The sequence below is a fragment of the Streptomyces sp. NPDC060002 genome (assembly GCF_042737245.1).
GTDB lineage: Bacteria > Actinomycetota > Actinomycetes > Streptomycetales > Streptomycetaceae > Streptomyces.
Map to the genome: position 1 here is coordinate 125,518 of NZ_JBHWUW010000016.1, position 26,168 is coordinate 151,685.

The window sequence follows — 26,168 nt, forward strand, 5'->3', positions numbered from 1 at the left end:
CGGCAGCCCCTAGAACAGGTCCGGGAAGCCGCCCAGTTCGCAGGCGTACGGCGGCTCCGCGCCGGCCCGGGAGCAGGTGATCGCCGCCGCGCGGGCGGCGAACCGCAGCAACTGCTCCCAGCCGTCGGCGCCCAGGTCCGCGAGGCCTGCCGGGGACAGGGCGTCCCGCGCCGAAAGAGTGTGCAGCAGAGCCGCGTTCACGGTGTCCCCGGCGCCGATGGTGTCCACGACGTCCACCCGCTCGCCCGGCACCGAGTACACGGCCCCGCCCTGGGTGAAGGCGGTCAGCCCGTCACCGCCCTGGGTGATCACGACCGCCGAGGGGCCGGCGGACAGCCACTCGCGCGGGGTGCCGCCCAGCCACTCGGCGTCCTCCTGGGAGAGCTTGAGCAGGGACACCGAGGGCAGCCAGCTCTCGAAGCGGGCCCGGTAGGCGTCGGCGTCGGGGATCAGCCCGGCCCGGATGTTCGGGTCGAGCGCAGTGAACAGCCCCTGTGACGCGGCGGTCCGCATCAGCTCCTCGTACGCGCTCGCACCCGGTTCCAGGACGAGCGAGCAGGTGCCGAAGGACACCGCGCGCGTGCCCGCGGGCAGTGTGTCCGGGGCCGTGAACAGCCGGTCGGCGGTGCCGTCGACGTAGAAGGAGTAGGCGGCCGAACCGTTCCCGTCGAGGGTGGCGACCGCGAGCGTGGTCGGCTCGGTACCGCGCTGCACCGCGGACACGTCCACGCCCGAGTCCCGCAGCCCGGCGAGCAGCGCCTCGCCGAAGGCGTCCCGCGAGGTTCGGGAACAGAAGGCCGTGGGGGAGCCCAGGCGGCCGAGGGCGACGGCCGTGTTGTAGGGGCCGCCGCCGAGCGCCGGCCGCAGACCCGCGAGGGCGCCCGCACCCTGCGGTACCAGGTCGATCAGGGCCTCACCGGCGACGACGATCACGGGGCGGTTCCTTTCTCAGGCTGTCTGCGACTGCTCGGACCGTGTCCGCGGGGCAGCCGCACGAGGTGCGACGGACGCAGGAGCAGGTGAGCCGCAGGCCGGGAAGCTACCCCATGCGCAGCCGCGCGCAAAAGCTTGCGTCCAAGTCCGCCGGGGTCCGCCGGGGTCCGCCGAAGGCCGTCGAGGCCCGCCGACGGCCGCGGTTCACTCCCAGTCCCAGCCGATGCCGACCATGCCCGACCGCACCCGTGGCTCGACGAGGTGCACCGAACGGTGCCGGCCGCTGAGCGGCAGCTCCTGGCGGCCGCCGCGCGGGGCCGCCGCCGAGTGCTGGGTGAACCGGTGGCAGCGCACGGGCAGGGCGTTCTCGGCGAAGCGGATCTGGAGGGCGTACTGGCCGCCCGCCGCCCCGAAGCCGCGAACGTACTCACGGGACACGTCGGCGGTGCCGTCCTCGACGGCGTAGCGGAAGAGGAAGGTGTCGCCGGCCCTCAGCCGGGTGTCGAAGAGGAGTTCGGCCACGAGCACCCCGGTGTCATGGTGGCTGCGGACACGGCCGGCCCGGCAGTTCTCCAGGGCGCGCACCGTCATCCGTTCCGGTGCGCAGCCCGGGTCGCCGTGATGGACGGCCACGAAACGGTCGACGCCGTCGCGGTGGGCGCGCACGATGTGCTGGGATTCGCGTCCCAGCAGCTCGCGGCGCGACCCGATACGGACCCGCTCGTGGTGGCCCAGGGTGTGCAGCCCCCCGTCGATGGGGCACTCCAGTTCGCCGAGCAGTTGTTCGAGGATGCCGGAGGCCTCCAGGAGCGAGCGGTAGGAGCGGCCCGCGGACAGTCCGGTGGCCGTGCCGCCGTCCCCGCCGTCGGGCTCCGCGAGCAGCCGGATCAGGGACTCGTCCGGCAGGTGCAGGATCTCCTCCAGCGCACGCACGGCGCGCAGCGACTCGGGGCGTTGCGGCCGCCGGGCGCCCTGCTGCCAGTAGCTCAGACTGGTCACGCCCACCTTCACCCCGTAGCGCGACAGATGGTGCTGGACACGTTGCAGGGGCAGGCCACGGGCGGCGATCGCGGCACGCAGCGCCACATGGAAAGGACCGCCTCGCAGGGCCGTGTCCAACTCCGCGGAGGTGGCGTAGACGGCGGCGTCCGCGTGCTGTGTGGCGTGCGGCATGCAGGGGCCTCTCTGTGAAAGCTCACGACGGCTGGTCGGACCGTTCGTGTGGGTGGTCGGGGCCTTTCCGGCGTCGCCGGAGCTCCTTCACATCCGTAGGGCGGCCCTCAGGGCCCGAGTCCCCCCGCATTGAAGCGTGTTGACCAAGTCCCGACAACACCTGATGCCCGAGTGGCACGTGCGTGTGGCCGAGTCGACGCCTCCGGTTCCCGCCCCCGGCGCCCCGCTTGTCCACAGCCCTCTCGGACACCCGGCCGTTGTCCACAGCCCGCCGGAGTGTCACCCCGCGCCAGTAGGGTGTGAGACATGGCCGACCCCTCCAGCTACCGCCCCAAGCCGGGACAGATCCCGGACTCCCCGGGGGTGTACCGATTCCGCGACGAGCACCGCCGGGTGATCTACGTCGGAAAGGCGAAGAGCCTGCGCCAGCGCCTGGCGAACTACTTCCAGGACCTGTCCGGGCTCCACCCGCGCACCCGCACCATGGTGACCACGGCCGCGTCGGTGGAGTGGACGGTGGTGTCCACGGAGGTCGAGGCGCTCCAGCTGGAGTACTCCTGGATCAAGGAATACGACCCCCGGTTCAACGTCAAGTACCGCGACGACAAGAGCTATCCCTACCTCGCGGTGACGATGAACGAGGAGTTCCCGCGCGTCCAGGTGATGCGCGGCCACAAGAAGAAGGGCGTCAGGTATTTCGGACCGTACGCGCACGCGTGGGCGATCCGGGACACCGTCGACCTGCTCCTGCGGGTCTTCCCCGTGCGCACCTGCTCCGCCGGCGTCTTCAAGAACGCCACCCGCACCGGCCGGCCCTGTCTGCTCGGTTACATCGGCAAGTGCTCCGCGCCGTGCGTCGGCCGGGTCTCCGCCGAGGACCACGGGGAACTGGCCGACGAGTTCTGCGACTTCATGACGGGCCGCACGGGCACCTACCTCCGCCGGCTGGAGAAGCAGATGAGGGAGGCGGCCGAGGACATGGAGTACGAGCGGGCCGCCCGCCTGCGCGACGACATCGAGGCCCTGAAGAAGGCCATGGAGAAGAACGCGGTCGTGCTCGCGGACGCGACCGACGCCGACCTGATCGCGGTCGCCGAGGACGAGCTGGAGGCGGCCGTCCAGATCTTCCACGTCCGCGGCGGACGTGTACGCGGCCAGCGCGGCTGGGTGACCGACAAGGTCGAGGACGTCACGACCGGCGCCCTCGTCGAGCACGCCCTCCAGCAGCTGTACGGCGAGGAGCGGGGCGACTCCGTCCCCAAGGAGGTCCTGGTCCCCGCCCTGCCGGAGCCCGTCGAACCCGTCCAGGAGTGGCTGACCGAGCGCCGCGGGTCCAACGTGTCGCTGCGCATCCCGCAGCGGGGCGACAAGAAGGCCCTGATGGAGACCGTCGAGCGCAACGCGCAGCAGGCGCTCGTCCTGCACAAGACCAGGCGCGCCTCCGACCTGACCACCCGTTCGCGTGCCCTGGAGGAGATCGCCGAGGCCCTCGACCTGGACAGTGCGCCGCTCCGGATCGAGTGCTACGACATCTCGCACCTCCAGGGCGATGACGTGGTGGCCTCCATGGTCGTCTTCGAGGACGGCCTCCAGCGCAAGAGCGAGTACCGCCGCTTCCAGATCAAGGGCTTCGAGGGCCAGGACGACGTCCGCTCCATGCACGAGGTGATCACCCGCCGCTTCCGGCGCTACATCGCCGAGAAGGAGCGGACGGGGGAGTGGACCGACGGCGAGAACCCGCTGGCCGACGCCACCGAGACCACCCTCACCGACGCCACCGAAGCACCCCTCACCGACGCCACCGAAGCACCTCTCACCAGCAGCCTCAAGGACGACGACGGCCGCCCCAAGCGCTTCGCCTACCCGCCTCAGCTCGTCGTCGTCGACGGCGGACAGCCGCAGGTCGCGGCGGCCAAGCGGGCGCTGGACGAGCTGGGTATCGACGACATCGCCGTCTGCGGCCTCGCCAAGCGCCTGGAAGAGGTCTGGGTGCCGGACGACGACGACCCGGTCGTCCTGCCGCGCAGCAGCGAGGGTCTCTACCTGCTCCAGCGCGTCCGTGACGAGGCCCACCGCTTCGCCATCACCTACCAGCGCACCAAGCGGGCCAAGCGTTTCCGCGCCGGCCCACTGGACGACGTCCCCGGCCTCGGCGAGACGCGCAAGCAGGCACTGATCAAGCACTTCGGCTCGGTCAAGAGGCTGCGGGCCGCGACGATCGACCAGATCTGCGAGGTGCCGGGCATAGGCCGCAAGACGGCCGAGACCATCGCCGCGGCCCTCGCCCGGGCGGCATCGCCCGCCCCCGCCGTGAACACGGCGACCGGAGAGATCATTGATGATGAGGAATCCGATACGACGGTGGGTTCCCCCGGAGATCCCGTGACGACGGGCGCCCCGGAAGAAAGACGGGGGCAGGAGACATGACCGAGCACGACGCACACCCCACACCGGAGCAGGAACAGGCGCCCACTACTGTGCCCACAGCCGCGCCCCAGCAGGGACCCAGGAAACCAGGCGAGGATTCCACCACGCACCCCGCGGTCCCCGACAGCCCTCAGCAAGAAGTACGTCAGGAAGACGGAGCACAGGTGAGTACGGACGTCACGCCGCCAGGGATCCCCGACGCGGCCATCCCCGAGCTGGTGATCATCTCCGGCATGTCCGGGGCCGGCCGCTCGACGGCAGCCAAGTGTCTGGAGGACCTCGGCTGGTTCGTCGTCGACAACCTCCCGCCCGCCCTGATCCCCACCATGGTGGAGCTGGGCGCCCGCTCCCAGGGCAACGTGGCGCGGATCGCGGTCGTCGTCGACGTCCGCGGCCGGCGCTTCTTCGACAACCTCCGCGAGTCCCTCGCCGACCTCGAGTCGAAGGGCGTCACGCGGCGGATCGTCTTCCTGGAGTCCTCCGACGACGCCCTGGTACGCCGCTTCGAGTCCGTGCGCCGCCCGCACCCCCTCCAGGGCGACGGCCGCATCGTCGACGGCATCGACGCCGAGCGCGAGCTGCTGCGCGAGCTGCGCGGCGACGCCGACCTGGTGATCGACACCTCCAGCCTCAACGTCCACGAACTGCGCGCCAAGATGGACGCCCAGTTCGCCGGTGACGAGGAGCCCGAGCTGCGGGCCACGGTGATGTCCTTCGGCTTCAAGTACGGCCTGCCGGTCGACGCCGACCTGGTCGTGGACATGCGCTTCCTGCCCAACCCGCACTGGGTCCCGGAGCTGCGCCCCTACACCGGCCTCAACGAGGAGGTCTCGGCGTACGTCCTCAACCAGCCCGGCGCCAAGGAGTTCCTCGACCGGTACGCCGAGCTCCTCCAGCTGGTCGCCGCGGGCTACCGCCGGGAGGGCAAGCGCTATGTGACCATCGCGGTCGGCTGTACGGGCGGCAAGCACCGCTCGGTGGCCATGTCGGAGAAGCTCGCCGCGCGTCTCGCGGCCGAGGGCGTGGAGACGGTGGTCGTGCACCGGGACATGGGACGGGAATGACAGGACGTTCTCCACGGCTCGGCCGACTGCGCAGGAGCGCCTCCGACGGGCGTGTGGTCCGGCCGGTCGAGGCACGCGGCGGCAAACCGCGCCGCCGCGGCACCCAGCCCAAGGTCGTCGCCCTCGGCGGCGGCATGGGACTGTCGGCCTCGCTCACCGCGCTGCGCCGGATCACCGGCGACCTCACCGGTGTCGTCACGGTGGCCGACGACGGTGGTTCCAGCGGACGGCTGCGTGAGGAGCTGGGCGTACTGCCACCCGGTGACCTGCGCAAGGCGCTGGCCGCGCTGTGCGGTGACGACGACTGGGGCCAGACCTGGGCCCGGGTCATCCAGCACCGTTTCCAGTCGCAGGGCGAGATCAACGGCCACGCGGTGGGCAATCTGCTGATCGTCGCCCTGTGGGAGCAGCTCGGTGACCACGTCCAGGCTCTGGACCTGGTCGGCAAGCTGCTGGGCGCGCAGGGGCGTGTGCTGCCCATGTCCGCCGTGCCGCTGGAGCTCCAGGCGCTGGTCAAGGGGCACGATCCGGAGCGGCCGGACGACGTCGACACGGTCCGGGGACAGGCGACCGTGGCGTTGACGCCCGGCGAGGTGCAGTCCGTGCACCTGGTGCCGCACGACCCGCCGGCCGTCCCGGAGGCGGTCGACGCCGTCCTGGACGCCGACTGGGTGGTGCTCGGGCCCGGTTCCTGGTTCTCCTCCGTCATGCCGCACCTGTTGGTGCCGGATCTGCTGGACGCCCTCATGGAGACGAGGGCGCGCCGGGTGCTCTCCCTGAACCTCGCCCCGCAGCCCGGAGAAACCGACGGCTTCTCCCCGCAGCGTCATTTGGAGGTTTTGGGGCGACACGCCCCTAAACTCGCCCTGGACGTGGTGTTGGCCGACGTGGCCGCCGTGCCCGACCGCGACTCGCTGACCGACGCCGCCAAACGGTTCGGGGCCGCGGTCGAGCTGGCGCCGGTGGCCCGGCCCGACGGAACCCCGAGGCATGACCCGGAGCTGTTGGCTGCCGCGTACGACCGTATTTTTCGGATGCATGGAAGGATCGGCCCATGGCGATGACGGCAGCGGTGAAGGACGAGATCTCCCGGCTACCCGTCACCCGGACCTGCTGCAGAAAGGCGGAGGTCTCCGCCATCCTGCGGTTCGCCGGCGGCCTCCACCTGGTGAGCGGGCGGATCGTGATCGAGGCGGAGCTGGACACGGCGATGGCGGCCCGCCGGCTCAAGCGGGACATCCTGGAGATCTTCGGCCACAGCTCGGAGCTGATCGTGATGGCTCCCGGCGGTCTGCGCCGCGGCTCGCGCTATGTGGTGCGGGTGGTCGCGGGCGGTGACCAGCTGGCCCGGCAGACGGGACTCGTCGACGGCCGAGGCCGCCCGATCCGGGGTCTGCCCCCGCAGGTGGTCTCCGGCGCGACCTGCGACGCGGAGGCGGCCTGGCGCGGGGCCTTCCTGGCGCACGGCTCGCTCACCGAGCCCGGCCGCTCGTCCTCCCTGGAGGTGACCTGCCCGGGCCCGGAGGCCGCGCTCGCGCTGGTCGGCGCCGCCCGTCGGCTGTCCATCGCCGCGAAGGCGCGAGAGGTGCGCGGGGTCGACCGGGTCGTGGTCCGTGACGGCGACGCCATCGGCGCGCTGCTCACCCGGCTGGGCGCGCACGAGTCGGTGCTGGCCTGGGAGGAGCGCCGGATGCGCCGCGAGGTGCGGGCCACGGCGAACCGTCTCGCGAACTTCGACGACGCCAACCTGCGCCGCTCGGCGCGTGCGGCCGTCGCCGCCGGGGCCCGCGTCCAGCGCGCCCTGGAGATCCTCGCGGACGAGGTGCCCGAGCATCTCGAGGCGGCCGGCCGGCTCCGCATGGACCACAAGCAGGCCTCCTTGGAGGAGCTGGGCGCGCTCGCCGACCCGCCGTTGACGAAGGACGCGGTCGCCGGACGGATCCGCCGACTGCTGGCGATGGCCGACAAGAGGGCCTCCGACCTCGGCATCGCGGGCACGGACGCCAACCTCAGCGACGAGCTCGCAGACAATCTGGTCGGCTGACGGACAGTTCTGCTGATGGTTCCTCAGGAGCGCCGGTGGTGTCGCCCGTTCGGGTGACACCACCGGCGTTTGCGTGGCTTTGAGGCGCTCTTGACTGGATCATGAACTGTCATGAGCCTGGCAGAGTTCGCTGCTGGGGCGAACTCAGGCTAGGGGGGTTCATGAGACGAAGAGCGAGATCGATCCTCGCTGTCGGCGCGCTGCTGCTCGGCGGAGCGGCACTCGCACCCATCGCCCAGGCACAGCCCGGCACCACACCGAAACCCGACGCGGACGAGGTCAAGGTCTTCCGCGCCGAGGTCACCAAGCAGCAGGTACCCCTGCTGCTGGCGGCCGGCCAGGACGGTCACGAACTCAGCGAGCAGGCGCCCGAGAAGGGCACCGCGACGGTCGAGGTCTACCTCACCGACCAGCAGTCGAAGAAGCTCGAGAAGCAGGGCGTCGCCCTCTCCGAGCACACTCTTTCGGCCAAGGCGGAGAACCGCGTCGAGGCCGCCGCCGACGGGGTGTTCCGACCGTACAGCGGCAGCGGCGGTCTCCAGGAGGAGATCCTCCGCACCGCCCAGGAGAACCCGGGCCTCACCAAGGTCGTCTCCATCGGCAAGACGGTCAAAGGCCACGACATCCTCGCGCTCAAACTGACCAGGAACGCGAAGAAGTCCAAGGACGGCTCCAAGCCCTCGGTCCTGTACATGTCCAACCAGCACGCGCGGGAGTGGATCACCCCGGAGATGACCCGGCGGCTGATGCACTACTACCTGGACACCTACAAGACCGACCGGCGCGTACAGAAGATCGTCGACTCCAGCGAGCTGTGGTTCGTCCTGTCGGCCAACCCGGACGGCTACGACTACACCTTCGAGAACACCGACAACCGCCTGTGGCGCAAGAACCTGCGGGACGTCAACGGCGACGGCGCGATCTCCACCGGCGACGGCGTCGACCTCAACCGCAACTTTCCCTACAAGTGGGGCTACGACGACGAGGGTTCGTCCCCGAACCCCACCAGCCAGACCTACCGCGGCGTGAGCCCCGGCTCCGAGCCCGAGACCAAGGCGCTCGACGCCTTCGAGAAGCGGATCGGGTTCACGTACGGCATCAACTACCACTCCGCCGCCGAGCTGCTGCTGTACGGCGTCGGCTGGCAGGTCGCGACCGACACCCCGGACGACGTCGTCTACAAGGCGCTCGCCGGCACCCCCGACAACTCCGCGGTCCCGGGCTACCACCCGCAGGTCTCCTCGGAGTTGTACACGACCAACGGCGAGGCCGACGGGCACGCGGCGAACGTCAACGGCACGGCGATGTTCACCCCCGAGATGTCGACCTGCCAGACCGCGTCGGGCATCGACCCGAACGATCAGTGGAACGCCGCCGACTGCCAGTCGGTCTTCAACTTCCCGGACGACGAGAAGTTGATCCAGGACGAGTTCGCCAAGAACGTCCCGTTCGCGCTCTCCGTCGCGGAGTCCGCCGCGCACCCCGACCAGCCGAAGTCGTCGGTCGGTCTGGCCGCCGCCGACTTCACCCCGGCGCCGTTCACCACCTCGTACTCGCGCGGCGCCGACCAGGCGGTCTCCGTCGTCGCACGCAGGGCGATCCGCGACAAGGAGCTCAAGTACCGCGTCAACGGCGGCCGTACGCGGGACCAGGCGCTCAACGCCTGGAAGGGCGGCGAGACCTTCGGCGGTGACGACAACCTCTACTTCGACGAGTACCGGGCCAAGGTGCGGGACGGCGAACCGGGCGACAAGGTCGAGGTGTGGTTCACGGGCGAGACCAAGAACGGCAAGAAGGTCTCCAGCGCGCACTTCACCTACACGGTCGCCGCGCGTCCCAGGGCCGGCACCCTCGTCGTGGCAGAGGAGGGCACGGCCGCCACGCAGGCGCAGACCTACGTCGACGCGCTGAAGGCCAACGGCCGCAAGGCGATCGTCTGGGACGTCGCCACCCAGGGCGCGCCCGACGCGCTCGGCGTGCTGAGCCACTTCGACACGGTCGTCCACTACACCGGCGCGAGCGTCCCCGGCAATCCGACCCAGCTCGAACTGCGCGCCTTCCTCAACGAGGGCGGCAAGCTGATCGAGGCGGGCGAGCTGGCCGGTGGCAACGTCGACCTCGGTGACGGCACCCCGTCGAACGACTTCAGCCAGTACTACCTGGGCGCCTACTCCCGGACCTCGACCCCCGGCGCCACCGGCTTCACCGGCTCCGGCAAGCTCGGCGGCGCCGGCGGGGCCCTGGGCCCGGCGACCGGCAACCCGCTCGACAGGGCGGGTACCTACGGCGTCACCTCGGACGAGCTGCCGGCCGGCGCCCACCCGCAGTTCGCCAGCGCCGGCGCCGGTCAGTTCGCCGGGACGGTCAACCCGTACGGGCCGTTCGCCGGCTCGTACATGGCCGCGGCCGTGCACACCGACGACGGCTACAAGCGGCTCACCCGCACCGTCGACCTCAGTGGTGTGGCCGCGGCGGGCAAGCCGGCCCTGCGCACCCAGCTGCTGTGGGACACCGAGCCCGGCTACGACAACGCGATCGTCGAGATCCACACGGTCGGCGCCGACGACTGGACGACGCTCCCCGAGGCGGGCGGCGCCAGCAGCACCGCCGTCCCCGCGGAGTGCGACGGCGGCTTCTACGTCGGCGAGCACCCGTGGCTGCGGCACTACCTCACCCTCGGCGCGGGCAACTGTGCCGCGACCGGCACCACCGGTTCCTGGAACGCCCTCACCGGCGCCTCCAGCGGCTGGCAGCAGGTGAACTTCGACCTCAGCGGCTACGCGGGCAAGCAGGTCGAGATCTCGATCTCCTATGTCACCGACCCCGGCAGCGGCGGCCACGGAGTCCTCGTGGACGACACCTCGCTGGTCGTCGGCGGCACCGCCACCGGGACCGAGGGCTTCGAGACGTCGCTCGGCGCCTGGCAGGTCGCGGGTCCGCCCGCGGGCAGCCCCGCCGTCCTGAAGGACTGGACGCGCACCGGCGCCCTGTTCCAGACGTACGGAGCGGTCACCACCGACGACACGGTGCTGCTGGGCTTCGGCCTGGAGCACGTCGCCTCGGCGGCCGACCGTGTCGCGCTCATCGGAAAGGCCCTTGCCTCACTTGAGAGCTGAAGCACGGTAGTCAACGGCGTGTGACAGATCGTAATCATATCGAGCGATCGGGCCTTCCGGTCCGGGCGGTCCGTACCCCTACTGGCGGGTACGGACCGCCCTGCCGTGTATGGGCGAAGTCGATGTCACTCCGGCGGCCTCGGAGAGGTAGGGTCGTGGGTGGTCGGGGACATCCCAAATACAGCTCGCCGGCACCGCATAGCCGGTGTATCAACGAGGAGATCGGTTCGTGACGATCCGCGTAGGCATCAACGGCTTTGGCCGCATCGGTCGTAACTACTTCCGCGCGCTGCTGGAGCAGGGTGCTGACATCGAGATCGTGGCTGTCAACGACCTGGGTGACACCGCGACCACCGCACATCTGCTGAAGTACGACACCATCCTGGGCCGTCTCAAGGCCGAGGTGTCGCACACCGCCGACACGATCACCGTCGACGGTCACACCATCAAGGTGCTGTCCGAGCGCAACCCGGCGGACATCCCGTGGGGCGACCTGGGCGTCGACATCGTGATCGAGTCGACCGGCATCTTCACCAAGAAGGCCGACGCCGAGAAGCACATCGCAGGCGGCGCCAAGAAGGTCCTGATCTCGGCTCCGGCCAAGGACGAGGACATCACCATCGTGATGGGCGTCAACCAGGACAAGTACGACGCGGCCAACCACCACGTCATCTCCAACGCCTCCTGTACCACCAACTGTGTGGCGCCGATGGCCAAGGTCCTCGACGAGAACTTCGGCATCGTCAAGGGTCTGATGACGACGGTCCACGCGTACACCAACGACCAGCGCATCCTGGACTTCCCGCACTCGGACCTGCGCCGCGCCCGCGCCGCCGCCGAGAACATCATCCCGACCACGACGGGTGCCGCGAAGGCCACCGCCCTGGTCCTCCCGCAGCTCAAGGGCAAGCTGGACGGCATCGCCATGCGCGTCCCGGTCCCGACCGGCTCGGCCACCGACCTCGTCGTGACGCTCCAGCGCGAGGTCACCAAGGACGAGGTCAACGCCGCGTTCAAGAAGGCCTCCGAGGACGGCGACCTCAAGGGCTACCTGACCTACACCGAGGACCAGATCGTCTCCTCGGACATCGTCGGCGACCCGGCCTCCTGCACCTTCGACTCCTCCCTGACCATGGTCCAGGAGGGCAACTCGGTGAAGATCCTCGGCTGGTACGACAACGAGTGGGGCTACTCCAACCGCCTCGTCGACCTGACGGTCTTCGTCGGCGGCCAGCTCTGATCGTCGGATCAGGCACCTTGATGTGAGTGCAGGGCTCGGGCGGCGCAGGGACGCGCCGCCCGAGCCCTGACGCACGTACGGATCAGCCTTCTTCACGGTTGCCGGCGATCACGAGCGATCACGAGCACCACGAGCCCTCCTCAGGAGCCCCCGTAATGAAGACGATCGACGAACTTCTCGCCGAAGGCGTCGCAGGCAAGCGGGTCTTCGTCCGCGCCGACCTCAATGTGCCGCTCGACAGCGGCACCATCACCGACGACGGCCGTATCCGGGCCGTCCTGCCCACCGTCAAGGCCCTCGCGGACGCGGGTGCCAAGGTGGTCGTCGCCTCGCACCTGGGCCGCCCCAAGGGCGCGCCGGACCCGGCCTTCTCCCTCGCCTCCGCCGCCGCCCGGCTGGGTGAACTCCTCGGCACGGCCGTGGCCTTCGCGACCGACACGGTCGGCGAGTCCGCGCGGTCCACGGTCGCGGGCCTCACCGACGGCCAGGTCTCAGTCCTGGAGAACTTGCGCTTCAACGCGGGCGAGACCAGCAAGGACGACGCCGAGCGCGGCGCCTTCGCCGACCGGCTCGCCGAACTCGCCGACCTCTATGTCGGCGACGGGTTCGGGGCGGTGCACCGTAAGCACGCCTCCGTCTACGACCTCCCGGCGCGGCTGCCGCACGCGGCCGGTTTCCTGATCGCCACCGAGGTCGGCGTCCTGAAGCAGCTCACCGACGACGTCAAGCGGCCCTACGTCGTCGCCCTCGGCGGCTCCAAGGTCTCCGACAAGCTCGCCGTCATCGACCAGCTGCTCGGCAAGGCCGACCGCCTCCTCATCGGCGGCGGCATGGCCTTCACCTTCCTCAAGGCGAAGGGGTACGAGATCGGTGCCTCCCTCGTCCAGGACGATCAGCTGCCCGTCGTCAATGAGTACGTCGAGCGCGCCGAGAAGAACGGCGTCGAGCTGATCGTGCCCGTCGACGTCGTGGCCGCGGCCCGGTTCCCGGACCTGAAGACCAAGGCCCCGTCCGACCCCGTCACCGTCGCCGCGGACGCCATCCCCGCCGACCTGATGGGCCTCGACATCGGTCCCGAGACCGGTGCCCTGTACGCCTCGAAGCTCGCCGACGCCGGCACCGTCTTCTGGAACGGCCCCATGGGCGTCTTCGAGCACCCCGACTACGCCGAGGGCACCAAGGCGGTAGCCCAGGCCCTCATCGACTCCCCGGCCTTCACGGTCGTCGGCGGCGGCGACTCCGCCGCGGCCGTCCGCCTCCTGGGCTTCGACGAGAACGCATTCGGCCACATCTCGACCGGTGGTGGCGCCTCCCTCGAATACCTCGAGGGCAAGACGCTCCCCGGTCTCGCCGCACTGGAAGGCTGACCCCGCATGACCACTCGCACGCCGCTGATGGCGGGCAACTGGAAGATGAACCTCAACCACCTCGAGGCCATCGCCCACGTCCAGAAGCTCGCTTTCGCCCTGGCCGACAAGGACCACGAGGCCGTCGAGGTCGCCGTCCTGCCGCCCTTCACCGACCTGCGCTCCGTGCAGACCCTGGTCGACGGCGACAAGTTGAAGATCAAGTACGGCGCCCAGGACATCTCGGCGCAGGACTCCGGCGCCTACACCGGCGAGATCTCCGGCCCGATGCTCGCCAAGCTGAAGTGCACGTTCGTGGCGATCGGCCACTCCGAGCGCCGCCAGTACCACAACGAGACCGACGAGCTCGTGAACGCCAAGGTCAAGGCCGCCTACAAGCACGGTCTGACCCCGATCCTGTGCGTCGGTGAGGAACTGGACGTCCGCGAGGCGGGCAACCACGTCTCCCACACCCTCACCCAGGTCGAGGGCGGTCTGAAGGATCTCGCGGCCGAGCAGGCCGAGACGATCGTGATCGCCTACGAGCCCGTCTGGGCCATCGGCACCGGCAAGGTCTGCGGCGCCGAGGACGCGCAGGAGGTCTGCGCCGCCATCCGCGGCAAGATCGCCGAGCTCTACACCCAGGAGCTGGCCGACAAGGTCCGCATCCAGTACGGCGGCTCCGTGAAGTCCGGCAACGTCGCCGAGATCATGGCGCAGGCCGACATCGACGGCGCGCTGGTCGGCGGTGCCTCGCTGGACGCCGACGAGTTCGTCAAGATCGTGCGCTTCCGCGACCAGTGATCCGAGCTGTGAGTATGCGGTAGCGGCGATCCGTCGTACCCTTGCGGGGGCATAGCGGTTGTCGCTATGCCCCCGTCGTTCGTCCGAGTCGTTATCCGAATCCGAGGAAGTTGGTCCAGCCGTGGTTTTGGGGTTCTCGATCGCCCTGATCGTCTTCAGCCTGCTGCTGATGCTGCTGGTGCTGATGCACAAGGGGAAGGGCGGCGGTCTCTCCGACATGTTCGGTGGCGGCATGCAGTCCTCCGTCGGCGGCTCCTCGGTCGCCGAGCGCAACCTCGACCGCATCACCGTCGTCATCGGTCTGCTGTGGTTCACCTGCATCATCGTTCTCGGCATCGTGATGAAGACGAACAGCTGATCAACTTCGCACAGTCACACACATTCCGGTACGTAAGGCCCCATGTTCGGTACGCGCAGCTGAGCGCGGCCTATCATGGGGCTTGCGTCTAGGTGTGGGAGCTGTAACTCCAATCACTGGACGCGCGTTGGGCCTTACGTAGACTGAGGCGCTCGCAGCGAAGCGAAACGCCGACTCGCTTTGCGGCACCATCACGCAGGGAGTTACGACCGTGGCAAGTGGCAACGCGATCCGAGGAAGCCGGGTCGGGGCGGGGCCGATGGGCGAGGCCGAGCGGGGCGAGTCCGCGCCCCGTCTGCGCATCTCCTTCTGGTGCTCCAACGGACACGAGACGGTGCCCAGCTTCGCCAGCGACGCGCAGGTTCCCGAGACCTGGGACTGCCCGCGCTGCGGCTTTCCCGCCGGGCAGGACCGGGACAACCCCCCGGCCCCGCCGCGCACCGAGCCCTACAAGACGCACCTCGCCTATGTGCGGGAGCGGCGCAGCGACGCGGACGGTGAGGCGATCCTCGCGGAGGCGCTCGCCAAACTGCGGGGCGAGATCTGACGACCGAGACCGGCCGGGTGTCCTGGGGCGCCTGGCCGGACCTGTTTCACCCACGGGTGGCCGTCCGCCCGCGCCGTGCCCCTCGGTCATGCCTCCGTCCCTCTGTCCGCACGCCACCGGCTTCTCGCTGACCACCCTTCAGCCCCTCTTCGACGACGCCTGCGCGGCCCTGCCTCTCATACTCGCCGTCGCCGCGTTGATACCCGTGGGCCAGGCGAACGTACCTGTTGTCGCCCCCTGCGACCGTGGCACGTCCGCTCACCCGACGCGCTGATCAACTAGGTTGGAACCGGCGGGGCAAGGCGTGCGCAGCACGGACAGATGAGGAAAGAGGGCTGAAGTCCGACATGAACGCAGACGGCCGTACGAGGCTCAACCAGACGCCCGAGTGGACCGCTCTGGCCAAACACCGCGAGGAACTCGGCGAGGTACGGCTGCGGGAGCTGTTCGCCGCCGACCCCGAGCGCGGCGCGGGATACACGCTACGGGTCGGTGACCTGCACATCGACTACTCCAAGCACCTCGTCACCGACGAGACGCTGCGGCACCTGCGCGAACTGGCCGTCGCCACCGACGTCTTCGGCCTCAGGGACGCCCTGTTCCGCGGCGAGAAGATCAACACCACCGAGGGCCGTGCCGTCCTGCACACCGCCCTGCGCGCCCCGCGCGACGCGGTGATCGAGGTCGACGGGGAGAACGTCGTCCCGGCGGTGCACGCGGTCCTCGACAAGATGGCCGGCTTCGCCGACCGCGTCCGCTCCGGCGCCTGGACCGGCCACACCGGCCGGCGTATCCGGAACGTGGTGAACATCGGCATCGGCGGCTCCGACCTGGGCCCGGCGATGGCCTACGAGGTGCTGCGCGGCTACACCGACCGCGACCTCACGGTCCGTTTCGTGTCCAACGTGGACGGCGCCGACCTGCACGAGGCCACCCGGGACCTGGACCCGGCGGAGACGCTGTTCGTCATCGCGTCGAAGACCTTCACCACGATCGAGACGATCACCAACGCGACCTCGGCCCGCAGCTGGCTGCTGGACGCGCTCGATGGGGGCGCCTCCCGCTCGGGCGAAGTCGGGAGTGGGAAGGACACGGCCGTCGCCCAGCACTTCGTCGCGCTGTCGACGAACGCCGAGAAGGTCGCCGACTTCGGCATCGACACGGCCAACATGTTCGAGTTCTGGGACTGGGTCGGCGGCCGCTACTCCTTCGACTCGGCGATCGGCCTGTCGCTGATGATCGCCATCGGCCCGGACCGCTTCCGGGAGATGCTCGACGGCTTCCACCTCGTCGACGAGCACTTCAGGACCGCGCCCGCCGAGTCCAACGTGCCGCTGCTGCTCGGCCTGTTGGGCATCTGGTACGGCAACTTCCACGATGCTCAGTCGCACGCCGTGCTGCCCTACAGCCACTATCTGTCCAAGTTCGCCGCCTACCTCCAGCAGCTGGACATGGAGTCCAACGGCAAGTCCGTCGACCGGGACGGCCAGGAGGTCGACTGGCAGACCGGCCCGATCGTCTGGGGCACCCCCGGCACCAACGGGCAGCACGCCTACTACCAGTTGATCCACCAGGGCACGAAGATCGTCCCGGCGGACTTCATCGGCTTCGCCGAGCCGGCCGCCGAGCTGAGCGACGAACTCAAGGCACAGCACGACCTGCTCATGGCCAACTTCTTCGCCCAGACCCAGGCGCTGGCCTTCGGCAAGACGCCCGAGGAGGTGCGCGCCGAGGGCGTGCCCGAGGAACTGGTCGCTCACAAGACGTTCAAGGGCGACCACCCCACGACCACGATCCTCGCCCGTGAGCTGACCCCCTCGGTCCTCGGCCAGCTCGTCGCGCTCTACGAGCACAAGGTGTTCGTGCAGGGCGCGGTGTGGAACATCGACTCCTTCGACCAGTGGGGCGTGGAGCTCGGCAAGGTGCTCGCCAAGCGCGTGGAACCCGCCCTCACCGAGGGCGCCGAGGTCCCCGGCCTGGACGCGTCCACCAAGGCCCTGGTCGCCAAGTACCGGGAGCTGCGCGGCCGCTAGCGGTCACCGGACGGGAGAAGCGGGAAGCGGGCGGCGAGTGGCCGTCCGCTTCCCGTAGAATCCCCGGCGATCATGAGACCGATCTCTCGGGGGAGAGCAACGTGACCCGTGTGCGCAGGAGTTGGACCGACGGCTCGCTGACCGCCCGCTCGTTCCTGAAGCCCCACAAGGTGGCGTGGGCGGTGTTCCATCCGGCGTGGATACCGGAAGCGCTCGATCCGACGGTGGAACGGCTCAAGCGCGGCCGGGTCATCGCCGGGGCGGTCGCGGCCGTCGGCGTCTACACCTTCGTCCAGGGCGGCTTCGCCTTCGAGGAGATGCTGGAGAACACGGCCATCGCCTCCGCCGTCCTGTTCTTCCTCACCCCGTTGACGGTCGGCGTGATGCTCTTCGTCTGGCGGCACACCGGCACCGTCCGGCAGCTGAAGTCGCCGCTCCTCGACTCGCTCAAGCTGCTGCTGCTCTTCATCGGCTGTGTCCTGACGACCGTGGGGATCTTCCGGTCCAGCGAGACACTCGGGCTGATGCCGAGGATGCTGCTCACCCTCGTGGGCCTCTGGATGGCCTTCTTCGTGATGGCCGGCGCCGTCCGGCTCTCCGGGAACTTCTTCGGTTCCGCAGCGGTGCACCGCTGTCTGCCGCCGCTGCTCGCCACGGTGACGACCTGGCTGATGGCCGTCCCCGACCTGATCACCGGCGATCTGCACGGCCTCAGCCTCACCATGGGCATCGTCTTCATCCTGGGCGCACCGGTGACGGTCACGGGGCTCGCGCTGCTGGAGATGCGCCGCCTCAAGCGGCGGTACGGCATCCGGCTGGCGGCCCACCCGGCCACCCTGCCGCCGACCCCCGCCGGGTCGCCGTCCCGGGTCCCGCCGCAGGGAAACCCGTACGGACAGCCCTACGGACACCCGTACGGCCATCCGTACGCACCGGGCCCGGGGCAGCCGTCTCCCCAGGGCAACCCGTACGGGTCGTACCAGGCCCACAACGGGCAGAACCCGTACGGCGGTTGACCGTACGGGTTCTGGTTCTGTGCAGCGGCGACCGCGTCAGGCGGACGCCGGAGGGTACAGCGACCTCGGGAGCTGGGAGGCCGCGGCCGTGTCCAGGAGCCACAGGGTGCGGGAGCGGCCCCGGGCGCCCGCCGCCGGGGCCTGGATCTCGCCCGCGCCGGACAGCCCGATCGCCGCGGCCTGCGCCTTGTCCTCGCCGGCCGCGAGCAGCCACACCTCACGGGCCGCCCGGATCGCCGGGAGGGTGAGGGTGACCCGGGTCGGCGGGGGCTTGGGCGCGCCGCGCACGCCCACCACCGTGCGCTCGGTCTCCCGCACGGCCGGCAGCTCCGGGAAGAGCGAGGCCACATGGGTGTCCGGGCCGACGCCCAGCATCAGGACGTCGAAGGCGGGCACGTCGCCATGGTTCTCGGGGCCGGCCGCGCGGGCCAGCTCCTCCGCGTAGGCGGCCGCGGCCGCCTCCACGTCGGCGCCGTACGGACCGTCGGACGCGGGCATGGCGTGCACGCGCTTCGGGTCCACCGGGACGGAGTCCAGCAGGGCCTCACGGGCCTGCGTGACGTTGCGCTCCGGGTCGCCCTCGGGCAGGAAGCGCTCGTCGCCCCACCACAGGTCCAGCCGGGCCCAGTCGACGGCGTCGCGGGCGGGCGCGGCGGCCAGCGCGGCCAGCAGGCCGTTGCCGTTGCGACCGCCCGTGAGGACCACGGACGCCTGGCCCCGGGAGGCCTGGGCGTCCACGATCTTCGTGATGAGGCGGGCCGCGGCGGCCTGCGCCATCAGTTCCTTGTCGTGGTGCACGACCAGCTGGGGAGTGCTCACTGCGGCTCCGCTTTCCTGACCGGGGGCATCTGCGCCGGCGAGGGCCGGTCGGCGTCGCCGTGGCCGGCCGGGGCCGCGGACGGCACGGCCGGCTCGGAGTCGCGCCCCGCGCCCGCCGGTTCCGGCACCGCGCGGACCGGGAGGGACGGGGTGGGCTGGCCGGCGGCCTCGGCCCGCTCCGCCTCCCGCTCCGCGGCCGACTGGATCCCGCCCAGCCGGTCCACGCCGAACCGCAGGGCGGACGCGTACGTGTCGTCGGGGTCGAGCCTGCGCAGCTCCTCCGCGAGCAGCTCGGACGTCTCGCGGCGCTTGAGCGCCACCGCGCGGTCCGGCTGGCCCGGCAGCGCCAGCGTGGCCATCGCACCGTCCGACCGGTGCAGCGTGATCGGACCGCCGGTGGTCTCCATCCGGACCTGGGTCAGACCCGGGCCGGCCGAGATCGCGCGGCGGACGTGCACATGGAGCCGGTCGGCGAGCCACATGGCGAGCAGTTCGACGCTCGGGTTGGACTCCTCGCCCGCCACTTCGGCGGAGACGATCTCGCAGCTGACCTGGTCGAGGGCGGCGGCCAGCATCGAGCGCCACGGGGTGATCCGGGCCCAGGCCAGATCGGTGTCGCCCGGCTCGTAGCTCTCGGCGCGGCCCCGCAGTTCGTTGATGGGCTTCTCGGCCGCGTAGCTGTCGGTGACCCGGCGCTGGCCCAGGGCGCCCAGCGGGTCGCCCGCCGGGTCGCGCGGGGCGTCCACCGACCACCAGACCACCACCGGCGCGTCCGGCAGCAGCAGCGGGAGGACGACGGACTGGGCGTGGTCGGAGACCTCGCCGTACAGCCGGAGGATCACCGTCTCGCCGCTGCCCGCGTCCGCGCCGAGGCGTACCTCGGCGTCGAGACGGGACTGGGTGCGGCCCCGGGGGGACCGCGAGACGCGCTTGATGACCACGAGCGTGCGCGAGGGGTGCTCGCGCGACGCGTCGTTGGCGGCCTTCAGGGCGTCGTAGGCGTTCTCCTCGTCCGTGACGACGACGAGGGTGAGCACCATGCCGACGGCGGGTGTGCCTATCGCCCGCCTGCCCTGCACCAACGCCTTGTTGATCTTGCTGGCAGTGGTGTCCGTGAGGTCTGTCTTCATGGCCGGCGCCAGCTCCGTCCGTCTCGCTCGAGCATCTCGTCGGCCTCGACGGGCCCCCACGTGCCCGACGGGTACTGCGCGGGCTTGCCGTTCTTGTCCCAGTACCGCTCGATCGGGTCGAGGATCTTCCAGGACAGCTCCACCTCTTCCGTGCGGGGGAAGAGGTTCGAGTCGCCCAGCAGCACGTCGAGGATGAGGCGCTCGTACGCCTCGGGCGAGGACTCCGTGAAGGACTCGCCGTAGGCGAAGTCCATCGACACGTCCCGGATCTCCATCGAGGTGCCGGGCACCTTCGAGCCGAAGCGGACCGTGATGCCCTCGTCCGGCTGGACGCGGATGACGATCGCGTTCGCGCCGAGCTCCTCGGTGGCCGTGGAGTCGAAGGGGGAGTGCGGCGCCCGCTGGAAGACGACCGCGATCTCGGTGACCCGGCGGCCGAGGCGCTTGCCGGTGCGCAGGTAGAAGGGGACGCCCGCCCAGCGGCGGTTGTCGACCTCCAGCTTGACGGCCGCGTAGGTGTCGGTCTTCGACTGGGGGTCGATGCCGTCCTCTTCGAGGTAGCCGACGGCCTTCTCGCCGCCCTGCCACCCGGCCGCGTACTGGGCGCGCACGGTGGCGCGGCCCAGGTCCTTCGGCAGCCGCACCGCGCCGAGCACCTTGGTCTTCTCGGCGGCCAGCGCGTCCGCGTCGAAGGAGGCCGGCTCCTCCATGGCCGTGAGGGCCATGAGCTGGAGCAGGTGGTTCTGGATGACGTCACGGGCGGCGCCGATGCCGTCGTAGTAGCCGGCCCGGCCGCCGATGCCGATGTCCTCGGCCATCGTGATCTGCACATGGTCCACGAAGGACCGGTTCCAGATCGGCTCGAACATCGTGTTGGCGAAGCGCAGCGCCATGATGTTCTGGACGGTCTCCTTGCCCAGGTAGTGGTCGATGCGGAAGACCTGGTCCGAGCCGAAGACCTCGTGGACGACCTTGTTGAGGTCCTCGGCCGAGGCGAGGTCGTGACCGAAGGGCTTCTCGATGACCGCGCGTCGCCAGGAGCCGTTCTTCTGGTCGGCCAGCCCGTGCTTCTTCAGCTGCTGGATGACCACGGGGAAGGAACGCGGCGGCACGGAGAGGTAGAAGGCGAAGTTGCCGCCCGTGCCCTGCGCCTTGTCGAGCTCCTCGATCGTGCCGCGCAGCCGCTCGAAGGCGTCGTCGTCGTCGAAGGTGCCCTGCACGAAGCGCATGCCCTGGACGAGCTGCTGCCAGACCTCCTCGCGGAAGGGCGTGCGGGCGTGCTCCTTGACGGCGTCGTGGACCTCTTGTGCGAAGTCCTCGTGCTCCCACTCGCGGCGGGCGAAGCCGACCAGCGAGAAGCCCGGCGGCAGCAGACCCCGGTTGGCGAGGTCGTACACGGCGGGCATGAGCTTCTTCCGGGACAAATCGCCCGTGACGCCGAAGATGACCAGGCCCGACGGCCCCGCGATACGCGGGAGCCGTCGGTCGGCGGGGTCACGCAGCGGGTTGCTGCTCGACAGAGTTCAGCCCTCCGTGGGGGCGAGGCGCTGGAGCTCCGCCTCGGTCGACTTGAGCAGGTCGTTCCAGGACGCCTCGAACTTCTCCACGCCCTCGGCCTCGAGGAGCTGGACCACCTCGTCGTAGGAGATGCCGAGCTTCTCGACGGCGTCGATCTCGGCGCGGGCCTGCTCGTAGGTGCCGGCGACGGTGTTGCCGGTGATCACGCCGTGGTCCTCGGCGGCGAACAGGGTCGCCTCCGGCATGGTGTTCACCGTGTTCGGCGCCACCAGGTCGTCCACGTACAGGGTGTCCTTGTAGGCGGGGTCCTTCACACCGGTGGAGGCCCACAGCGCACGCTGCTTGTTGGCGCCCGCCTTCTCCAGCGCGGCCCAGCGCTCGCCGGCGAAGACCTCCTCGTACGCCTGGTAGGCGAGCCGGGCGTTGGCCAGGCCCGCCTTGCCGCGGGCGGCCTTGGCCTCGTCGGTGCCGAGCGCGTCGAGCCGCTTGTCGATCTCGGTGTCCACGCGGGACACGAAGAAGGACGCCACGGAGTGGATCTTCGACAGGTCCAGGCCCTGCTCCTTGGCCTGCTCGAGGCCGGCCAGGTAGGCCTCCATGACCTGGCGGTAGCGCTCCAGCGAGAAGATCAGCGTGACGTTGACGCTGATGCCGAGGCCGATGACCTCGGTGATCGCGGGCAGGCCGCCCATCGTGGCCGGGATCTTGATGAGCGTGTTGGGGCGGTCGACCAGCCAGGCGAGCTGCCTGGCCTCGGCGACCGTCGGCTTGGTGTGGTGCGCCAGGCGCGGGTCGACCTCGATCGAGACCCGGCCGTCCTGGCCGCCGGTGGCGTCGAAGACCGGGCGCAGGATGTCGGCGGCGTCGCGGACGTCCGCCGTCGTGATCATGCGGATGGCCTCTTCGACGGTGACCTTGCGGGCGGCGAGGTCCGACAGCTGCTGGTCGTAGCCGTCGCCCTGCGAGATGGCCTTCTGGAAGATCGACGGGTTGGTGGTGACGCCCACGACGTGCTGCTGGTCGATCAGTTCGGCCAGGTTGCCGGACGTGATCCGCTTGCGCGACAGGTCGTCCAGCCAGATCGCGACGCCTTCTTCGGAGAGGCGCTTGAGTGCGTCTGTCATGGAATTACATCTCCTACGTGTCGTATGTGAGCGTCAGCGCTGGGCGGCGGCGAGGGATTCCCGGGCCTTGTCGGCCACGTTCTCGGCAGTGAAGCCGTACTCCTGGAAGAGGACCTTGCCATCGGCGGAAGCACCGAAGTGCTCCAGGGAAACGATGCGGCCTGCGTCCCCGACGTACTTGTGCCAGGTGAGACCGATACCGGCCTCGACCGAGACGCGGGCCTTGACGGACGGGGGCAGGACGCTGTCCCGGTACCCCTGGTCCTGCTCCTCGAACCACTCCACGGACGGCATGGACACCACGCGGGTGGGCACACCGTCGGCTTCCAGCCGCTCGCGCGCCTCGACGGCGACGTGCACCTCGGAGCCGGTCGCGATGAGGAGCACCTCCGGCGTCCCCGTGGAGGCCTCGAACAGGACGTACCCGCCCTTGGCCGCGTTCTCGTCGGGCTCGTACGTCGGCACGCCCTGGCGGGTGAGGACCAGACCGTGCGGGGCGCCCTTGCCGAAGACCTTCGTCCAGCGCCTGAGGATCTCGCGCCAGGCGATCGCCGTCTCGTTGGCGTCGGCCGGACGGACGACGTTCAGGCCCGGGATGGCACGGAGCGAGGCGAGGTGCTCGACCGGCTGGTGGGTGGGGCCGTCCTCGCCGAGACCGACGGAGTCGTGCGTCCACACGTACGTCACCGGCACGTGCATCAGGGCGGACAGCCGGACGGCGTTGCGCATGTAGTCGGAGAACACGAGGAACGTGCCGCCGTAGATGCGGGTGTTGCCGTGCAGCGCGATGCCGTTCATCTCCGCGGCCATGGAGTGCTCGCGGATACCGAAGTGGACGGTGCGGCCGTACGGGTCCGCCTCCGGCAGCGGGTTGTCCGCCGGGAGGAACGACGACGTCTTGTCGATCGTCGTGTTGTTGGAACCCGCGAGGTCGGCGGAGCCGCCCCACAGCTCGGGGATGACCGCGCCGAGCGCCTGGAGCACCTTGCCGGACGCGGCACGGGTGGCGACGCCCTTGCCGGGCTCGAAGACCGGGAGCTTCTCCTCCCAGCCGGTGGGCAGTTCGCCCGCGGCGACGCGGTCGAACTCGGCGGCGCGGTCGGGGTTGTTGTCCCGCCACTGCTGGAAGGACTTCTCCCACACGGCGCGGGCCGCCTGGCCGCGCTCCAGGGCGCCCCGGGTGTGGCCGATGACCTCGTCCGCGACCTCGAAGGACTTCTCCGGGTCGAAGCCGAGGACGCGCTTGGTGGCCGCGACCTCGTCGTCGCCGAGCGCCGAGCCGTGGGCGGCCTCGGTGTTCTGCGCGTTCGGCGCGGGCCAGGCGATGATCGAGCGCATCGCGATGAAGGACGGCTTGTCCGTCACCAGCTTCGCGGCCTCGATCGCGTCGTAGAGGGCGTGCGGGTCCAGGTCGCCGTCCGGCTTGGGGGCGACCCGCTGCACGTGCCAGCCGTACGCCTCGTAGCGCTTGGCCGTGTCCTCGGAGACGGCCGTCTCGGTGTCGCCCTCGATCGAGATGTGGTTGTCGTCCCACAGCAGGACCAGGTTGCCGAGCTTCTGGTGACCGGCCATCGAGGACGCCTCGGCGGAGATGCCCTCCTGGAGGCAGCCGTCACCGGCGATCGCGTAGACGAAGTGGTCGAACGGCGACTCGCCGGCCGGGGTCTCCGGGTCGAACAGACCGCGCTCGTAGCGGGCGGCCATCGCCATGCCCACGGCGTTGGCGACACCCTGGCCCAGCGGGCCGGTCGTCGTCTCGACGCCCGTGGTGTGGCCGTACTCCGGGTGACCCGGCGTCTTCGAACCCCAGGTACGGAACGCCTTCAGGTCGTCCAGCTCCAGGCCGAAGCCGGCCAGGTAGAGCTGGGTGTAGAGCGTCAGGGACGAGTGGCCCGCGGACAGCACGAAGCGGTCGCGGCCGACCCAGTCGGCGTCCGCCGGGTCGTGCCGCATCACCTTCTGGAAGAGGGTGTACGCGGCAGGCGCCAGGCTCATCGCCGTACCGGGATGGCCGTTGCCGACCTTCTGTACGGCGTCGGCGGCCAGGACGCGGGCGGTGTCCACGGCCCGCTGGTCCAACTCGGTCCACTCGAGGTCTGTGGTGGTCGGCTTGGTGCTCACCCTGGGTCAGGGCTCCTCTCCACATGTCACGCATGTCGAATGCCGGTGCACGCGGCGCCCACCGGCCGTTGTCGAGCCTACCCCCGTGAGAACGTGCATTTTTTCGAGTCATTCCAGACTGCCGGGAGTCTTGGTGATCCGCCTCCCGACCGGTGTGTTCCCTGTTCGGCAAGTGAATACGGAGCCGCTCGTACGAGTGCTCAACAGAGTGCCCTCCGGCTCTTTCGCAGGTGCCGTCCAACACGACCCCACCCCCGCGAATGTCCGGGTCTGGGCAACGTCTACAGTGGCGTGGTACGCGCGAGCCTTTACGGGGAGTTCACACCCGCGGGCTTGCTGGGAGTCTCTGTCAGGGGTGTGCGTGACGGCCGTTGAATCCCGTCCAGTAGGGATGATCGGGACGAGCCAGAGCCCGAGCCGGCGGCCGTTCGGGGCCCGGGTCAAGGCGTTCGTGGCGCTGACCAAGCCGCGGATCATCGAGCTGCTGCTGATCACCACCGTCCCGGTGATGTTCCTGGCGCAGCAGGGCGTTCCGGACCTCGGCCTGGTCCTCCTGACCTGCCTCGGCGGCTATCTCTCCGCGGGCGGCGCCAACGCGCTGAACATGTACATCGACCGCGACATCGACGCGCTGATGGACCGCACCTCGCAGCGCCCGCTGGTCACCGGAATGGTCAGCCCGCGTGAATGCCTCGCCTTCGGCATCACCCTCGCGGTGGTCTCCACACTCCTGTTCGGTCTGACCGTCAACTGGCTGTCGGCCTGGCTGGCCCTCGGCGCGCTCCTCTTCTACGTCGTCGTCTACACGATGATCCTCAAGCGCCGCACCTCGCAGAACATCGTCTGGGGCGGCATCGCCGGCTGCATGCCGGTCCTGATCGGCTGGTCGGCCGTGACGGACTCGGTGTCCTGGGCGCCGGTCGTCCTCTTCCTCGTGATGTTCTTCTGGACGCCGCCGCACTACTGGCCGCTGTCCATGAAGGTCAAGGACGACTACGCGCGCGTGGGCGTGCCGATGCTGCCGGTCGTCGCCTCCAACAAGACCGTCGCCAAGCAGATCGTCCTCTACAGCTGGGTGATGGTCGCCGTCTCGCTGCTGCTGACCCCGCTGGGCTACACCGGGTGGTTCTACACCTCGGTCGCGCTGGTGGCCGGCGGCTGGTGGCTGTGGGAGGCGCACGCGCTCCAGAGCCGCGCGAAGGCGGAGGCCTCGGGCGGGAAGCTGAAGGAGATGCGGCTGTTCCACTGGTCCATCACCTATGTGTCGCTGCTGTTCGTGGCGGTCGCGGTGGACCCCTTCCTGCGCTGAGCGGAACTGCCCGACGGCCGGGGTGCGTGGTCAACACCACGCACCC

Annotated in this window: 20 protein-coding genes; 13 read left to right on the forward strand and 7 right to left on the reverse strand. The window is 70.1% G+C overall.

Annotated elements, in window-relative coordinates:
* Window positions 1–9 precede the first annotated feature (9 nt).
* Entirely contained in the window at window positions 10–933 is a 924-nt protein-coding gene (locus ACFWBD_RS17195) for a carbohydrate kinase (protein WP_385667398.1), read from the reverse strand.
* Between the two features lie 204 nt (window positions 934–1,137).
* Window positions 1,138–2,106: a hypothetical protein gene (locus tag ACFWBD_RS17200; RefSeq protein WP_385667399.1), complete on the reverse strand. Its 969-nt coding sequence runs from the start codon at window positions 2,104–2,106 to the stop codon at window positions 1,138–1,140.
* Between the two features lie 306 nt (window positions 2,107–2,412).
* On the opposite strand from ACFWBD_RS17200, the gene uvrC reads away from it, so the two are divergent.
* The 12 genes from uvrC to ACFWBD_RS17260 all read left to right on the forward strand — a co-directional run bounded on the left by uvrC (window position 2,413) and on the right by ACFWBD_RS17260 (window position 18,101).
* A complete protein-coding gene (uvrC, locus tag ACFWBD_RS17205) occupies window positions 2,413–4,533 on the forward strand; it encodes an excinuclease ABC subunit UvrC (RefSeq protein WP_385667400.1) in 2,121 nt (706 codons plus the stop codon).
* Window positions 4,530–5,597: an RNase adapter RapZ gene (gene rapZ / locus ACFWBD_RS17210; RefSeq protein WP_385667401.1), complete on the forward strand. Its 1,068-nt coding sequence runs from the start codon at window positions 4,530–4,532 to the stop codon at window positions 5,595–5,597. The genes uvrC and rapZ overlap by 4 nt, the downstream gene beginning before the upstream one ends.
* Window positions 5,594–6,661 (forward strand): uridine diphosphate-N-acetylglucosamine-binding protein YvcK, encoded by a 1,068-nt coding sequence (yvcK, locus tag ACFWBD_RS17215; protein WP_385667402.1) that lies wholly within the window; start codon window positions 5,594–5,596, stop codon window positions 6,659–6,661. The genes rapZ and yvcK overlap by 4 nt, the downstream gene beginning before the upstream one ends.
* Complete coding sequence (whiA, locus tag ACFWBD_RS17220; RefSeq protein WP_385667403.1) at window positions 6,652–7,641, forward strand: DNA-binding protein WhiA; 990 nt, start codon at window positions 6,652–6,654, stop codon at window positions 7,639–7,641. Before yvcK ends, whiA begins: the two co-directional genes overlap by 10 nt.
* A 161-nt stretch (window positions 7,642–7,802) precedes the next feature.
* Complete coding sequence (locus ACFWBD_RS17225) at window positions 7,803–10,757, forward strand: M14 family zinc carboxypeptidase (protein WP_385667404.1); 2,955 nt, start codon at window positions 7,803–7,805, stop codon at window positions 10,755–10,757.
* A gap of 229 nt (window positions 10,758–10,986) precedes the next feature.
* Window positions 10,987–11,997 (forward strand): type I glyceraldehyde-3-phosphate dehydrogenase, encoded by a 1,011-nt coding sequence (gap, locus tag ACFWBD_RS17230; RefSeq protein ID WP_385667405.1) that lies wholly within the window; start codon window positions 10,987–10,989, stop codon window positions 11,995–11,997.
* Between the two features lie 155 nt (window positions 11,998–12,152).
* The gene (locus ACFWBD_RS17235) at window positions 12,153–13,364 is read left to right on the forward strand and encodes a phosphoglycerate kinase (protein WP_385667406.1); all 1,212 of its coding nucleotides are present in this window, start codon (window positions 12,153–12,155) and stop codon (window positions 13,362–13,364) included.
* 6 nt (window positions 13,365–13,370) lie between these two features.
* Window positions 13,371–14,147, forward strand: a complete 777-nt coding sequence (tpiA, locus tag ACFWBD_RS17240) for a triose-phosphate isomerase (RefSeq protein ID WP_351764448.1) — start codon at window positions 13,371–13,373, stop codon at window positions 14,145–14,147.
* A gap of 127 nt (window positions 14,148–14,274) precedes the next feature.
* A complete protein-coding gene (gene secG / locus ACFWBD_RS17245) occupies window positions 14,275–14,505 on the forward strand; it encodes a preprotein translocase subunit SecG (RefSeq protein ID WP_385667426.1) in 231 nt (76 codons plus the stop codon).
* 211 nt (window positions 14,506–14,716) lie between these two features.
* A complete protein-coding gene (locus ACFWBD_RS17250) occupies window positions 14,717–15,052 on the forward strand; it encodes an RNA polymerase-binding protein RbpA (protein ID WP_082412914.1) in 336 nt (111 codons plus the stop codon).
* Window positions 15,053–15,399: 347 nt separating this feature from the next.
* Entirely contained in the window at window positions 15,400–17,085 is a 1,686-nt protein-coding gene (gene pgi / locus ACFWBD_RS17255; protein ID WP_385667407.1) for a glucose-6-phosphate isomerase, read from the forward strand.
* A 101-nt stretch (window positions 17,086–17,186) separates the two neighbouring features.
* Window positions 17,187–18,101, forward strand: coding sequence for a hypothetical protein (locus tag ACFWBD_RS17260; protein WP_385667408.1), 915 nt, complete (start codon window positions 17,187–17,189; stop codon window positions 18,099–18,101).
* Window positions 18,102–18,137: 36 nt separating this feature from the next.
* Here ACFWBD_RS17260 and pgl read toward each other — a convergent pair whose 3' ends face one another.
* From pgl to tkt, 5 genes are read right to left on the reverse strand one after another with little or no spacing between them, the layout of a single operon-like run.
* Window positions 18,138–18,920 (reverse strand): 6-phosphogluconolactonase, encoded by a 783-nt coding sequence (pgl, locus tag ACFWBD_RS17265; RefSeq protein ID WP_385667409.1) that lies wholly within the window; start codon window positions 18,918–18,920, stop codon window positions 18,138–18,140.
* Window positions 18,917–20,050 carry a glucose-6-phosphate dehydrogenase assembly protein OpcA gene (opcA, locus tag ACFWBD_RS17270; RefSeq protein WP_385667410.1) on the reverse strand — a complete coding sequence of 378 codons (1,134 nt, stop codon included), beginning with the start codon at window positions 20,048–20,050 and terminating at the stop codon, window positions 18,917–18,919. The genes pgl and opcA overlap by 4 nt, the downstream gene beginning before the upstream one ends.
* Window positions 20,047–21,570 carry a glucose-6-phosphate dehydrogenase gene (zwf, locus tag ACFWBD_RS17275; protein WP_385554783.1) on the reverse strand — a complete coding sequence of 508 codons (1,524 nt, stop codon included), beginning with the start codon at window positions 21,568–21,570 and terminating at the stop codon, window positions 20,047–20,049. The genes opcA and zwf overlap by 4 nt, the downstream gene beginning before the upstream one ends.
* 3 nt (window positions 21,571–21,573) lie before the next feature.
* On the reverse strand, window positions 21,574–22,692 hold the full coding sequence (gene tal / locus ACFWBD_RS17280) for a transaldolase (RefSeq protein ID WP_385667411.1): 1,119 nt from the start codon (window positions 22,690–22,692) through the stop codon (window positions 21,574–21,576).
* Window positions 22,693–22,725: 33 nt separating this feature from the next.
* Entirely contained in the window at window positions 22,726–24,813 is a 2,088-nt protein-coding gene (gene tkt, locus ACFWBD_RS17285; RefSeq protein WP_385667412.1) for a transketolase, read from the reverse strand.
* A 391-nt stretch (window positions 24,814–25,204) separates the two neighbouring features.
* On the opposite strand from tkt, the gene ACFWBD_RS17290 reads away from it, so the two are divergent.
* Entirely contained in the window at window positions 25,205–26,122 is a 918-nt protein-coding gene (locus ACFWBD_RS17290) for a heme o synthase (RefSeq protein ID WP_385667413.1), read from the forward strand.
* The last annotated feature ends 46 nt before the right edge of the window (window positions 26,123–26,168 follow it).